The organism is Streptomyces umbrinus, assembly GCF_030817415.1.
In the GTDB taxonomy this organism is placed as follows: domain Bacteria; phylum Actinomycetota; class Actinomycetes; order Streptomycetales; family Streptomycetaceae; genus Streptomyces; species Streptomyces umbrinus_A.
The window spans coordinates 3,013,191-3,026,463 of sequence record NZ_JAUSZI010000002.1; the positions used below are offsets into that span (position 1 = coordinate 3,013,191).

10 protein-coding genes are annotated in these 13,273 nt (G+C 72.7%); 7 read left to right on the forward strand and 3 right to left on the reverse strand.

The annotated features are described in order from the left end of the window. Positions 1–61: 61 nt before the first annotated feature. On the reverse strand, positions 62–3,118 hold the full coding sequence (locus QF035_RS13335; RefSeq protein ID WP_307520438.1) for a helix-turn-helix transcriptional regulator: 3,057 nt from the start codon (positions 3,116–3,118) through the stop codon (positions 62–64). Between the two features lie 240 nt (positions 3,119–3,358). Here QF035_RS13335 and QF035_RS13340 point away from each other — a divergent pair, with 240 nt between their 5' ends. Then, positions 3,359–4,063, forward strand: a complete 705-nt coding sequence (locus tag QF035_RS13340) for a hypothetical protein (protein WP_307520439.1) — start codon at positions 3,359–3,361, stop codon at positions 4,061–4,063. Positions 4,064–4,136: 73 nt separating this feature from the next. Next, positions 4,137–4,895: a dienelactone hydrolase family protein gene (locus QF035_RS13345; protein ID WP_307520440.1), complete on the forward strand. Its 759-nt coding sequence runs from the start codon at positions 4,137–4,139 to the stop codon at positions 4,893–4,895. Between the two features lies 1 nt (position 4,896). Here QF035_RS13345 and QF035_RS13350 read toward each other — a convergent pair whose 3' ends face one another. Then, positions 4,897–6,444: an IucA/IucC family protein gene (locus QF035_RS13350; protein ID WP_307520441.1), complete on the reverse strand. Its 1,548-nt coding sequence runs from the start codon at positions 6,442–6,444 to the stop codon at positions 4,897–4,899. A 110-nt stretch (positions 6,445–6,554) separates the two neighbouring features. Between QF035_RS13350 and QF035_RS13355 the strand changes: the two genes are divergently transcribed. The 3 genes from QF035_RS13355 (at position 6,555) to QF035_RS13365 (ending at position 10,310) form a co-directional block, all read left to right on the forward strand. Continuing rightward, positions 6,555–8,075, forward strand: a complete 1,521-nt coding sequence (locus tag QF035_RS13355) for an IucA/IucC family protein (protein ID WP_307520442.1) — start codon at positions 6,555–6,557, stop codon at positions 8,073–8,075. A gap of 70 nt (positions 8,076–8,145) precedes the next feature. After that, complete coding sequence (locus QF035_RS13360; protein ID WP_307520443.1) at positions 8,146–9,426, forward strand: VWA domain-containing protein; 1,281 nt, start codon at positions 8,146–8,148, stop codon at positions 9,424–9,426. Next, positions 9,426–10,310, forward strand: coding sequence for a hypothetical protein (locus tag QF035_RS13365; RefSeq protein WP_373466640.1), 885 nt, complete (start codon positions 9,426–9,428; stop codon positions 10,308–10,310). The genes QF035_RS13360 and QF035_RS13365 overlap by 1 nt, the downstream gene beginning before the upstream one ends. Positions 10,311–10,522: 212 nt before the next feature. On the opposite strand, the gene QF035_RS13370 is transcribed toward QF035_RS13365, so the two are convergent. Then, positions 10,523–11,155: a winged helix-turn-helix transcriptional regulator gene (locus tag QF035_RS13370; protein WP_307520445.1), complete on the reverse strand. Its 633-nt coding sequence runs from the start codon at positions 11,153–11,155 to the stop codon at positions 10,523–10,525. A gap of 87 nt (positions 11,156–11,242) precedes the next feature. On the opposite strand from QF035_RS13370, the gene QF035_RS13375 reads away from it, so the two are divergent. Further along, positions 11,243–12,451, forward strand: a complete 1,209-nt coding sequence (locus QF035_RS13375) for a pyridoxal phosphate-dependent aminotransferase (RefSeq protein WP_307520447.1) — start codon at positions 11,243–11,245, stop codon at positions 12,449–12,451. A gap of 151 nt (positions 12,452–12,602) precedes the next feature. Further along, positions 12,603–13,253, forward strand: coding sequence for a hypothetical protein (locus QF035_RS13380; protein ID WP_307520449.1), 651 nt, complete (start codon positions 12,603–12,605; stop codon positions 13,251–13,253). The last annotated feature ends 20 nt before the right edge of the window (positions 13,254–13,273 follow it).

Genomic DNA, 13,273 nt, shown 5'->3' on the forward strand with positions numbered 1-13,273 from the left:
GCCAGGCGCTCCGGAGCCACTCCCCGGCCGCGGTGCCGACCGCTGGTCGGAACGGTCGCAGTCACTGCCCGGCCGCGTACCGGCGTGCCAGGGTGATCAGGGCGGCCCGGCCGCTCTGATCCGTACGATTCCGGAGACTCGCGAGGTGCTTCTCGACGGTGCGTGGCGAGAGGAAGAGCTGCTCGGCGATCTCCTGGTTGCCGAGCCCCCGGCCGAGCAGGCGCAGCACCTCGTACTCCCGCGCGGTCACCCCCGCCCGCCGCAGCTCCTGCGGAATCGTGTCATGGCCCTCACGGCGGCGGGCCACGGGAGAGCCCGCTTCCCGCAGCATGGCGCGGCAGGCGGCCGACACCCGTGTCGTGCCCCGGTCGTGGAAGAACTGCTCGGCGGCGCGCAGCCACTCGACAGGCTGTCCCCAGCCGTCGGCGAACGCCGCGGAAGCGCCCAGGCGCAGACACAGGTGGCGGGCCAGGGGGATGGCGTCGGTACCGGCCAGTGCTTCCTCGGCTGCCTTGGCGGCCTCGGCGGCACGGCCCTCACGGCCCAGCAGCACGGCCCGGGACCATCCCGCGAACGGCCGGTCCCAGTGGACCTGGGTGAGCCGGTCCGCGACGGCCCCGTCCAGCTCCGCCCAGCCTGCCGCGCCCCGTACGGTCCGCAGGAGCAGGTAGGGGCCCAGGAAACCGGTGACCCCGCGCGTGCTGGGCAGCGCCCGCATGGCCCGGTCCGCCTCGGTGAACTCGGTCATCGCACGGTCGGGTTCCTCCCGCAGCAGGGAGCAGATGCCCTGGGCCCAGCCCCACACGGAGGTGTCGGCGTAGCCCCAGAGCGCCCCGGCGCTCCGTCCGGCCAGTGCGCTCTCCACGACGTGCAGCGCGGCCTGGAGTTTCTGCCGGTCCCCGAGTGAGGCGGCGATGATGGCGTCCATTCCGACGCCGATCAGCTGCACCTCGCGCAACCGCAGCCGGTGGGCCGTCGTCCGGAGCCGCCGGGCCGACTCCAGGGCGCTGTCGTGCTCGTCGCGCAGCACATGGGCCTGGGTCAGATGCATGTCGGCCCAGGCCGTCATGAGCACCGCACCGGTCTCCTCGGCCGCCTTCCGCACGGCCAGCAGCCGATCGGTTCCGGTGGTCCGGATCCGGTCGAGCACGCCGAGTTCCAGCAGGCCGCGTATCCGCCAGACCGGCAGCGCATGGGTCTCGGCCGTGGCCACCAGGCGTTCGAACACCCCTTCCGCCTCGGCCAGGTCCTGGGGCCGCAGGCAGTAGCCGAGCATGTTCAGCGCCTTGCAGCTCACCTCCGGCAGTCCGACCGCCTCGGCGGTCGCCACGGCCCCTTCGGCCAGGGCCCTGGCGCTCTCCAGCCGGTCCGGGCGCTGCGAGTTGAGCACCAGGTGCGCGGCGACCGCGTCCAGGGCGGCGCGGGACGCGGGGTCGGGCTCGGCTCCGAGCAGTTCCCGTGCCCGCCGCACGGCGGTCAGGCCCTCCTCCCACTGCTGCGCGGTGGCGGCGGCTCTGGCCCGGGCCAGGAAACCCGCGGCGCGGCGGGCGGGCGGCGCGCCCCACACGGTCAGGACGTCGTCCAGCCGGTCGCCGAGCTCCGGCACGCGCTGGACGTCGCCCGTGAGGACGAGTGTCCCCAGTAGCTCCTCCAGCAGTCCTGCCACTGCCTCGGGCGGGGCGGCCGGGACGCCGGAGGTCAACTCCAGTCCCCTGTCGAGGAGTTCCACCGCGGTCAGCAGAGCGCCCCGCAGGACCGCCTGCCGGCCGGCCCGGGCGAGCAGCACGGCCGCCCGGGCCCGCTGACCGCCGGCGACACACAGCTCCGCGGCCAGGCGGTACAGGTCGTCACCCGAGTCACCGCCGATCAGACCGTGCGGCTCCCCGGCCCGCCGGGCGGGGCGGCCCGCGTCCCGCGGCTCCGGCCCTGTCGCATCGGCGGACTCGGTGGCGTCAGCGCCCTCGATGGCGTCGGCGGACTCGATCGCGTCGGCCGCGGCGAGACAGAGCGCCGCCCGCTCCACGGGCAGCAGCCGGTGGGTGATGGCGTCGGCGGTCAGGGCGTGGCGGAACGTGTGCCAGCCGGGCTCCTCCGCGGTGGCGCCGTCGGTGACCAGCTGGGCGCGTGCCGCATGGCGAAGCTGGCGCAGAGCCGTCGCCCGGTCGAGCCCGGCGACGCGGGCGGCGATGTCCACGGGGAAGCGCCTGCCCAGGACGGCCGCCGCTTCCAGGAGCGCGACACCGGGCGGTTCCAGGTGGTCCACGCGCTGAAGGACGGCAGCGGCGACCGTCGCGGGCACGTGGGCGTTCAGCGAGCCGGGCACCGTCCAGCCGTCGCCCCGCCGCTGCACGAGGTCGCCGCTGTCGACCATGGCGGTCAGCAGTTCCTCCACGACGAAGGGAACACCTTCGGAGACGGCATGCAGACGGTCCAGTACCACTGCCGGTACGTGGCCCGCGTCGTCGTGGCCCAGACAGCGGGCGGCGAGCTCGGCGGTGTGGGCGGGGCCGAGCCGGGCGAGGCGCAGGGTGCGGGCCGTACGGCGGGACACGGCGGCCTCGGCGAGGTCGAGGGCCGGTCCGGGCCCACCGCGCAGGGTGGCCAGCAGGACGGCCCGCTGGCCGGGAAGGTTGTCCGTGAGGTAGTCGACGATGGTGAGCGTGTCGGCGTCCGCGTCGTGCAGGTCCTCCAGCACCAGGACACAGCCGCCGGTGCGTCCGAGGGTCCCCAGGAGCCTCAGCACCGCCTCGGCGTAGCCCACCAGCGGCGCACCGTCCGGCGGCGCCAGCCCGCACAGTCGCGACAGCAGCGGCTCGTACGGGCCCAGGTCCCCGTCGGCGGGCGCCCCTTCGCCACGCAGTCCGGAGAACACGGCTTCCGCCAGCGGGCGCAGCGGCACCGCTCGCCCGGCGGACGCGGCCCGCCCGCGCAGCACCCGCAACCCGGTGCGTACGGCGGCGCCCGCGGCCTCCTCGACGAGCCGCGACTTGCCGATGCCCGGCTCGCCCAGCACGAACACCGAGGAGCCCCGTCCCTCGCCCGCCGATCGGACGGCCGCGGTCAGAAGATCCCGCTCCGGTTCTCTGCCGACCACTACCGACGACGACAACGACGACACTCAGGCCCCCCTGCGCCCTCTTCCGGGATGCCCCCCACCGGCCCCCGTCGAAAGCTCCTTCGAGTCCGCACAGCGTAGTACCCACGAGTCACAGGGGCCGCACAACTACATGGGGGCACTTCCCCGATGTCCGCGGCGGCGGGCGGGCGGCAGGCTCTCCTCCAGCAGGGCAGGGGGGAGCAGGGCATGGCCCGGGGGACATGCCCTGCCTGCTGTTCATTCTTCGATGGGGGTCGCCACATGTCTTCAACGCCGTCAACGCCGTCAACGCCGCGTGCCCGCGTATGGATCACCGCCGGGCTTCTGAGCGTGGCCCTGTGCGGGTGCTCGTCGCTCACCGGAAGCACGGCCGGGAGCACGGCCGGAGGCACGGGCGGCAGCGCGGGAGGCGACAACGGCGGGGCGGGGTCGACGAGTTCGGCGGCGGACCGAGCGGACGCACCGGACGTACCGGCGACCGCGCTGGACCTGGAGCGGGTGTGCACGGACGGCCTCGGCTACTCGGGGATGCCCGCCTACGACCGTACGAAGAAGACCGTGCACCCGGCGGTCCTCATGAACAACCCCGGCGACAGCTGGTCGCAGTCCGAGCCGCCCGCCGGAGACTTCCCCAAGGGCTGGATCCTCGGCTACTCGGACAAGCCGGCCGACGCCGAGCTGGTCGTCTGCGTCGAGCGCACCAAGGCGAGCCCGACCGGCAAGAAGTGCGACATGGAGAGCGACGACGGCAAACCGTTCACCGTCAGTACGCACAACACCTCGTACCGCCTGAAGGTCGTCGAGGCGCGCACGGGCAAGGAGTTGTACAAGTACACGGGTGAGGCCACGTCCGACGAGTGCCCGATGTACATCTTCACCTCGGAGGGCGAGGACAAGGACAAGCACTACAACGAGGTTCGGCCGAAGGACTACCGGAAGCGCGTACAGCCCTTCATCGCGCCTTAGCCTTCTTCACCTCGGCCGTCCCGCCGGCGCCTTCGCCTCGGCCGTCCCCGTCGCCGCTCCCCCGGAGGACCGCATGTCCGACACGACCACCACCGCCGTCGATCTCACCGAGCTCAGCGTCGCCCGCGGTGGCTCCCGTCGGCTCACCGGCCATCTCACCCGGCCCGTCGGGGCGGGCCCCTGGCCCGGTGTGGTCGTGGTCCATGAGGCGCTGGGCGTCAATGATGTGATGCACCGTCAGGCGGAGCGGCTGGCGAGAGCCGGGTACCTCGTCGTCATGCCGGACCTGTTCACCGACGGAGGGGCCGTCCGCTGCCTGGTGCCGACCTTCCGGGCCGCCCTGTCCGGCCACGGCCGTGCCTTCCGCGACATCGAGGCGGCCCGCACCCGCCTCGCCCGGGATCCCGACTGCACCGGGCGGATCGGCATCATCGGCTTCTGCATGGGCGGTTCCTTCGCCCTCCTCGCCGTGAACGACGGCGAGTTCGACGCCGCCTCCGTCAACTACGGCCGTCTGCCGAAGGAGCCCGACAGGGCGCTCGCCGGTTCCTGCCCCGTCGTCGCGAGTTACGGAGCCCGCGACCGTACGCTGCCGGGCGCGGCCCGCAGGCTGGAGGCGTCACTCGACCGGCTCGGCATCGTCCACGACGTCAAGGAGTACCCGGAGGCCGGGCATTCGTTCCTCAACGACGCCGAGGTGGGGTCACGCGCACTGCGTCCGCTGATGCGTGTCGTCGGAATCAGGCCGCACCCGGAGTCCGCCGTCGACGCGTGGCGGCGCATCGACGGCTTCTTCGCCACGCACCTCAAGGCGGAAGACCAAAAAGCCTGACTCAGGCATCCATATTCCCGCCACCGCCCGCCGCGTCCGGCGGGCGCAAGGGGTTCGGGACGGGCAGATAGCGTGCGTCGGCGCCGTCGGCGCCGGTCCAGCGCAGCAGCAGGTTCGTCTTGCCGGGCAGGGTCGGGGCCCGGAGCAGTTCGGCCGCTTCGGGCAGCTCCGCGCCGCACCGCGTCAGCTCGCGTCGCACGGCGTCCCAGAGCTCCGTGCCCGGGTACCGCTCCCCCAGCGCCTCCGCGATCTCCAGGAGGTTGTTGACGACCAGGCAGTACACCAGCCGCTCCCACCCGGCCGCGCGCGTCACCTCGGGCAGCAGTTTCACGCCCTCCGCGTCGCGGAACAGCGCCTGCACCGGCATCCCGTCACTGTCCACGGCGACCACCGTGTTCTGCAGATGCGCTTCGAGTACGACCCCGTGCCGGGCGAACAACTCCAGGGCGGGCGGGACGACTTGACGCAGATACGCCGACCACCAGGCGGCCGGGTCGGCGAGGCAGTCGAGGGGGTTGCCTTCGAAGGTCTCCGTCAGCGCGGCCGCCAGGACCGGCGTCGCGCCGGGGGTCACATGCGTGCGCAGCCCGTCGCGTACGAGGACGGCGAGCTCCTCGAATGCGAAGTCGGCGGTGCGGTAGCCGCGGTCACTCAGCCAGGCCGCGGGAGTGTCCGTGGCCGCGAAGGCCGAGGTCACCGCCGCGTCCGTGCGGCGCAGCCGGAGGAGGTCGTGGCGCCAGAGGCGGCGGATGTCGTTCGTGATGCGGACGTCGAGGCTGAACTTCAGGAAGAGATCGGTGCCGGGGACGTACAGCGTGCGGATGGCCGCCGTCGGCCAGGCCGTCCACGCGGAGGGGCCCAGCCGTACGAGACGGCCGTCCGCGAAGGCCTCACGGATCTCCGGGCGGGCGCCGACGAGGTCGAGCTGCCAGGGGTGGACGGGCAGGAGGCGATAGCCGGGCGGGGCCTCGCCCAGCTCGTCGAGCGCGCCCGTGTCACCTTCCTCCACGCACACGTCCTCCCTCAGCCCCAGGAGCACCAGCGGGAAGCGGGTGTACGCCTCGGGGGCGTACGGAATCCAGCCGGTGACCGGGCCGCCGCCGCGGGCCTTGGGGGCGGGATGGTAGGGATGTCCGGTGATCAGGGACTGTTCGGAACGCCGGTACAGGTCGTCGGGCGGGGTCGTCCCCTCCCGGGCGGTCAGGATCGCCGCCACCGCGTCCCGGCTGTCGGTCATCTCGATGGGCAGTTCGGGATTGGACAGGCCGGTGTGCCCGCGAAGGACCTCGGAGGTGAGTTTGACCAGTTCGGCGTGGCTCAGGCGCTGCCAGGCACCGGCGGCGTACACCTCGGGCTCGGTGGGACGGCGTCCGGCGCGCACCCGCAGGAGCCGTCCCCCGGCCGGCAGCCGGTACACGCGCCGGTCGCCGGACTCCCCGGGCCCCGGTGCGGGCTCGCCGAGCTCCCGAATCAGACAATTGAGCAGCGGCGCCACCGCGTACGCATCGGCTGCTTCGCCGATGCCGTCCCCGGGGTGCATGGGTGGCATGGGGTGCATGAGGTCCACGCGATCCGTTCGTTGCGTACGGTGCCCTGGCGCTCAGTATGTCCGGCGTTGTACCCGGCCGCGACGCCGTCCCCACACCCTAGGAGCCCTCTGTGCACCCTCCCCGCACCCCGGCCGGGACCGAGGCCGTTCTCGCCGCCGAGCTGCGCACGGTACGCCCCGCTCTGCTGTCCCCCTACGCGGTCGAACTCCCAGGTGCCCGCGCGGCCGTACTGACCCGGCTGTGGCGCGGGCTCGTCCATGAGCCGCTGCCGTGGATCACGCGCCGGGAGCCGTCGGGGCACGACGGGCTGGTGCTCCGGCTGGCCGACGGGCGTCGTCTGCACGGCCCGGCCCCGGACGCGTACGCGACGGCCGCCACCGTCAGGGAGGTCGAGCTGGACGGGACGGCGTACCGCCACCCGGCCGCGCTCATGACGGCACTCGGACTGCCGCACGGTCATGCCTTCGCCGTCGAACTCGGCCACAGCGTCGCCTCGTTGGCCCTCTCCCGCGCCAACCAGCCCGCGATGAGCTCGCCTTTCACGTCCTGGGGGTGGGAGCAGCGGGTCGTGGACGGGCATCCGTTCCACCCCAACTGCCGTTCCCGGCCCGGCTTTTCGGTGGCCGAGCAGTTGGCGTACGCGCCGGAGCACCGGGCGGAGGTCGAGCTGGGGCTGGTGGCCGTGCCGGAGGCTGCCTGCCTGGTGGGCGGGAAGTGGCCGTACCGGGAGGCGGGGCGCGTGCTGATCCCCGTACACCCGTGGCAGGCGCGGCATGTGCTGAAGGACGAGAGGGCCGTCGGGGAAGGCGTCGCCGGGGAGAGTCTGGCCGCGCATCCCCTGATGTCCCTGCGGACCCTGGCCCTCCCGGACGGACCGCACGTCAAGACCGCGCTCAGCGCCCGGCTGACCTCCTCCGTGCGGGACATCTCGGTGTACTCGATCGAATCGGCGGCGGCCGTGTCGGCGTTCATGGAGGCGATGGCCGGGCGTCTGGACGGGATGCTCCACATCACCCGGACCCTCGGTGCGGTCACCGCCAACACCCCTGATCTGGCAGCGGTGTTGCGCGAGTCCCCGGACGTGTACGCGGGGGCGGGCGAGCGGGTCGTCCCCGTCGCCGCTCTCGCCTCGACCGTGCTGCCCCAGTCCCCGGCCTGGCTGGCCGAGTTCAGCCGGATAGCGCTCGCCGTCGGGCTGCGTCTGCTCGACCTGGGCGTGGCTTTGGAGGCGCACGGCCAGAACCTGCTGGTGGTGCTCTCGCCCGCGGGCGCTCCGCTGCGGCTCGTCTACCGCGACCTGGCCGACATCCGGATCAGCCCGGCACGGCTGGCCCGCCACGGCATTCCGGCCCCGGACCTGTCGGGCCGTATCGTCACGGACGACGAGTCGGTCCTGCGCAGCAAGCTGTTCGGTTCACTAGTCGCGGGCGCGCTGGCGGCGACGGCGGGTTCGGCGACCGCGCTGAGTGAAGCGCTGTCCGCGGCCGTACGGGATCTGCCGCGCACCCCGGATCTCGCGGCACTGCTCGAAGAGCCGCTGCCCGCCAAGGCGTTGACGACGATGAGGCTGTCGCCGGAGCGGCCTGGGGACATCTGGGCGCGGTTGCCGAACCCGCTCATCGGCCCCTGACTCGCCCCGCCACGGCCCTCGCCCCGCCCTCGTTTTGTTGCGCGACGCCATTGATCAATAGGATCCGGCGATGATCACAAGACAACGGCTGGCGGTGGGCGCCTGCGCCCTGCTCGCCGCCCTGACGGCCGGGATCGCCCTCCCGGCCGGAGCCGTCGCCGGCGAACCCACGGGTGACGCGGCGCCCAAGGTCGACCTCGTCCTCGACGTCAGCGGTTCGATGCGCGCGCGGGACATCGACGGACAGACGCGGATGGCCGCGGCGAAGCAGGCCTTCAACGAGGTCCTCGACGCGACCCCCGAGGAGGTCCAGCTCGGCATACGGACACTCGGCGCCAACTACCCCGGCGACGACCGCAGGACGGGCTGCAAGGACACCGAACAGCTCTACCCCGTGGGGCCGTTGGACCGCACGGAGGCGAAGACCGCCGTCGCGACCCTCGTGCCCACCGGCTGGACCCCGATCGGCCCGGCGCTCCTCAAGGCGGCCGACGATCTGGAGGGCGGCGAGGGCTCCCGCCGCATCGTCCTCATCAGCGACGGCGAGGACACCTGCGCCCCCCTGGACCCGTGCGAGGTGGCGCGGGAGATCGCCGCCAAGGGGATCGGCCTCACCATCGACACGCTCGGTCTGGTGCCGAACACCAAACTGCGGCAGCAGCTGAGCTGTATCGCGGAGGCGACCGGCGGAACGTACACCTCGATCGAGCACACCGACGAACTCACCGACAAGGTCAACCAGTTGGTGGACCGGGCCGCCGACCCGGTGGTCACACCGGTCGCCGTGGACGGCGCGGACGCGTGCGCGCAGGCGCCCACGCTCAAGTCCGGACTGTACACCGACCGCGAGGAGTTCGGGCAGCACCGCTGGTACCGCGTGGACGTCCCGGCGGGCTTCGAACTGCGCGCGTCGGTGAGCGTGGCGGCCGACCGTCAGGTCAACCGCGACTACGGGGTGTCGCTGCGGGCTGTGACCGCGAGCGGGCGCGAGATCGTGCGCGGTGAGTCGACCGGCTCGGGCCGGACCGACGTCATGTCCGCCGGCCTGCGCTACCCGAAGGCGGAGAGCGAGGACGACGACGATTCCGACAGCAAGCCCGCGGCCGAGGCCGTGTGCCTGCAGGTCGCCAACTCCTTCTCGGCGGCCTCCGGCGTCAAGACCACGCCCGGACTGCCGCTCGAACTGACCGTGGACGTCGTCGACGGTCCCGACACGTCCAGCGACGTGGCCTTGTTCGGCCTCGGCCGAGGCTGGTGGCTGCTCGGCGCCCTGGTGCTCACCGGCTTCCTCGCGGGTGTGCTGTGGGGCTGGGTCTCACGCTGGCGGGTCGCGGTCTGGAGGACCAACTGATGCGTACCACTCGTGTATTGAGCAGTCTCCGTGTTCTGAGTGACGTCCGCGCGGGCGGTACCGGGCGGGCAGGCCGTGTCGTCCGTGCGGTGGGTGCGGGGCTGCTGGTGCTGGGGGCCGCCGCGTCCCCCGCGGTCGCCGACTCCTCCCCCTCCGCGAGCCCGTCGGACGACGGCGCCGGGCCCACCTCGGCCGGTACGTCGTTCCGTACGGCGACCGAGGTCGACCAGGGGCAGCAGGCGACCGCGAGCGCCTCCATGGGCGACTACCTGTACTGGTCGTTCCCTGCCGACGCAGGGCAGCGGCCCACCGTGAAGGCGACGGTGAAGCTGCCCGACGCGCATGCCTCGGCGACCTGGCAGGTCGACGTGTACGACGGGCTGCGGCGCCGCCAGGCGTGCCAGTACGGGGCGCAGACGCGGACGGCCGCCCAGGACGCGGCCTCCGTGGAGCTGTCCTGCACGCTGCGTACGGTCCGGGCCTGGTCCGAGCCGTGGGCCGACGACCCGTTGCCTGGCACGTACTACGTCCGGCTGACCACCGTCGGTCTCAAGGCGGCCGACCTCGGGCTTCCCGTGAGCGCCGAGGTCCAGGTCGACTCGAAGGACGCCGGCGGGGCCGCCGCGGTGGATGGCTCGCTGGCCGAGCCGCTCGTTCCCGGGGTCGCCGTGGCGGCCAAGGGCGGCGACAGCGACGAGGACTCGGAGGGTTCGGTCGCGGTGCTGTCCAGCATCGAGCCCGATGACGGGTGGGCCTCCGGCTGGTGGTCCGACCGTTGGGTGTGGACCGGGGTGGGGGGTGTGCTGGCGGCGCTCGCGGGGGTTGGCGGGTACTCGTTGACCCGCGGGGTGGGGCGGCCTTCACGGGTTCCGCCGAGTGCGTGATGGTTCCGCCGGGTGGCCAGTGTGTGTCTGCGGGTCGGCTGTGGCTGGTCGCGCCCACGCGGCGGAGCCGCATGATGTCACAGCCCCGCGCCCCTGACGGGGCGCTGAAGCTGAGCAGGCTCTGACCCGATCCCGGGTAAGCGCATCACAAGACAGGCCCGTCGCGCCAACTCCATGGCGCGGCGGGCCTCTTGGTGTCCCGGGGTACGCGGTCACGCCTCCCGGAGTGTCTTGGCCAGGGGGCTTTCGCCTGTCACCGTGATGCGGCCGTCCCGGACCGCGTCGAGGAGGGCCAGGTCGCCTCTCGCGAGTGCCGTGCATGCCTCGGCGTCGAGGGAGAGGCCGGCGTCGGGGTCCTCGGGGGCCGGGCCCTCTCCGTAGACCGGGCCGTCCGGCGCGCCGAGTCGGACATAGAACTCCCCTTCGTCCAACCGGACTTGGACGAGGCCGTCGCCAAGTCCCTCCAGGGAGCGCAGCAGCGGCAGCGCGAACCAGTGGGCGCGTACCGCGTCCGTGGGGCGCCGTTCCGCCAGCAGGGGTGCGCCCCACTCGCCGAGGGCCTGGAGGACGGGCAGCAACTCGCGCCCACGGGCGGTGAGTTCGTACACGTTCGCCGCTCCCGGCGGCGGCAGCCGGCGCCGGGTCGCCAGGCCGTCCCGCTCCATGTCCTTGAGCCGGGAGGCGAGGACGTCCGTGCTCACGCCGGGCAGATCCGCGTGCAGGTCGGTGTAGCGGCGCGGACCGGCCAGCAGCTCGCGGACGATCAGGAGGGTCCAGCGGTCACCGAGGGCATCGAGGGCCCGGGCAGCGGAACAGTACTGGTCGTAGCTTCGGCGAGGTGACATGCGACGCAGTCTAGACAACTTGTTGGACTTTCCAAGCTCGAACTTGGTAAAACCAAGCAACACACGAAACCGGAGGGGCGAGCGCGCATGGAGTTCCGGCAGTCGAACAAGCTCAGCGAGGTCTGTTACGAGATCCGGGGCCCGGTGATCGAGCACGCCGACGCGCTGGAGAAGGCAGGCCACAGCGTGCTGCGCCTGAACACCGGCAACCCCGCGCTCTTCGGCTTCGAGGCGCCGGAGGAGATCCTCCAGGACATGATCCGGATGCTGCCCCAGGCGCACGGGTACACGGACTCGCGCGGCATCCTCTCGGCCCGCCGGGCCGTGGCGGGGCGCTACCAGACCCTGGGCCTGGAGGTCGGCGTCGACGACGTCTTCCTCGGCAACGGCATCTCCGAGCTGATCTCGATGGCCGTACAGGCGCTGGTCGAGGACGGCGACGAAATCCTCATCCCCGCCCCGGACTTCCCCCTCTGGACGGCCGTCACGACCCTCGCGGGCGGCAAGGCGGTCCACTACCTCTGCGACGAACAGGCCGACTGGTACCCGGACCTGGACGACATGGCGGCGAAGATCACCGACCGCACCAAGGCCGTCGTCATCATCAACCCGAACAACCCCACCGGCGCGGTCTACCCGAAGGAGATCATCGAGGGCATCCTCGACCTCGCCCGCCGACACGGCCTGATGGTCTTCGCCGACGAGATCTACGACCAGATCCTGTACGACGACGCCGTGCACCACTCCGTCGCCGCACTCGCCCCCGACCTGGTGGTGCTGACGTTCTGCGGCCTGTCGAAGACGTACCGGGTGGCCGGCTTCCGCTCGGGCTGGCTGGTGATCACCGGTCCGAAGCAGCACGCGAAGAACTACATCGAGGGCCTCACCATGCTGGCCTCCATGCGGCTGTGCGCCAACGCGCCCGCGCAGTACGCTATCCAGGCCGCGCTCGGCGGCCGGCAGTCCATCCACGAGCTGACCGCTCCGGGCGGGCGGCTGCACGAACAGCGCACCGTGGCCTGGGAGAAGCTCAATGAGATCCCCGGCGTGTCCTGCGTGAAGCCGAAGGGCTCGCTGTACGCGTTCCCGCGCCTGGATCCCAAGGTCCACAAGATCCACGACGACGAGAAGTTCGTCCTGGACCTGCTGCTCCGGGAGAAGATCCAGGTCGTCCAGGGCACCGGCTTCAACTGGCCGACCCCCGACCACTTCCGCATCCTCACCCTCCCGCACGCCGACGACCTGGACGCGGCGATCAGCCGGATCGGCCGGTTCCTGAGCGGCTACCGGCAGTAGGAAGGCGGCGGAAGGGGTCCGGGCGGACGGGGCTCCTCGCGGGCCTGCGGCGGGGCGATGTCAGAGCCGGGTCGTAGTCTTCGAATGGGCCCGCTGATCACCTGGATCCTCGCGTGGGCCCCCTCGTCGACGGACCGGGAAGGGGCGCGCCATGACACGACCGCCGACCGCCGCACAGCGGCGCGTCATCGACGCGGCCGACCCCGTGACCGGACGGCTCAGAGGTACGGAGAGCCAGCTCGCGGCGCTGGTGAAGCGAGAGCTCGCGTTCCGGCATCCGCGTCCTCCGCACGATCACTTCCTCACACCCGCCGGGCATCGGGTCCGCGAGGAGACCGTCACCCCGGAGGCAAGCGCTCCGGAAGCCGCCGAGCCCGCCCGGGAGCCCGCCCAAGGGTCCTCCGGGGTGTTCGCCGCCCGGGTCGGCGGCGAGGAGGGCGTCGACACCGGTCCGTCGCGCATACGTGAGGTGCACAGCGCCTGGCAGGGGCTCCTGGAGCTGCGCCGCATGACCAATCCGCACGGGGTCGTGGACCGGCCGTGCGCCTGGGAGCGTACGCATCTGGTGCAGGCTGCCGCGCTCGCACTGGAGGCGGCGGGGCACCGGCCGGCGGGCGCGGACACCGAGGGGTACCGGGTGCGGGCGACGCCCCAGCCGGAGGCCGTCGCCGTACGCGGGCCGGACGCCGAAGCCCTGCGGGAGTGCGCGGCGACGCTGGAGCAGGCAGGCTGGCAGGTGGGCGAGCACACGGAACCGCGTACGGGCGCGCGGTATCTGCTTGCCTCGCCGCGGCGGACGTGACGGCCCCCGAATGCCCTGCG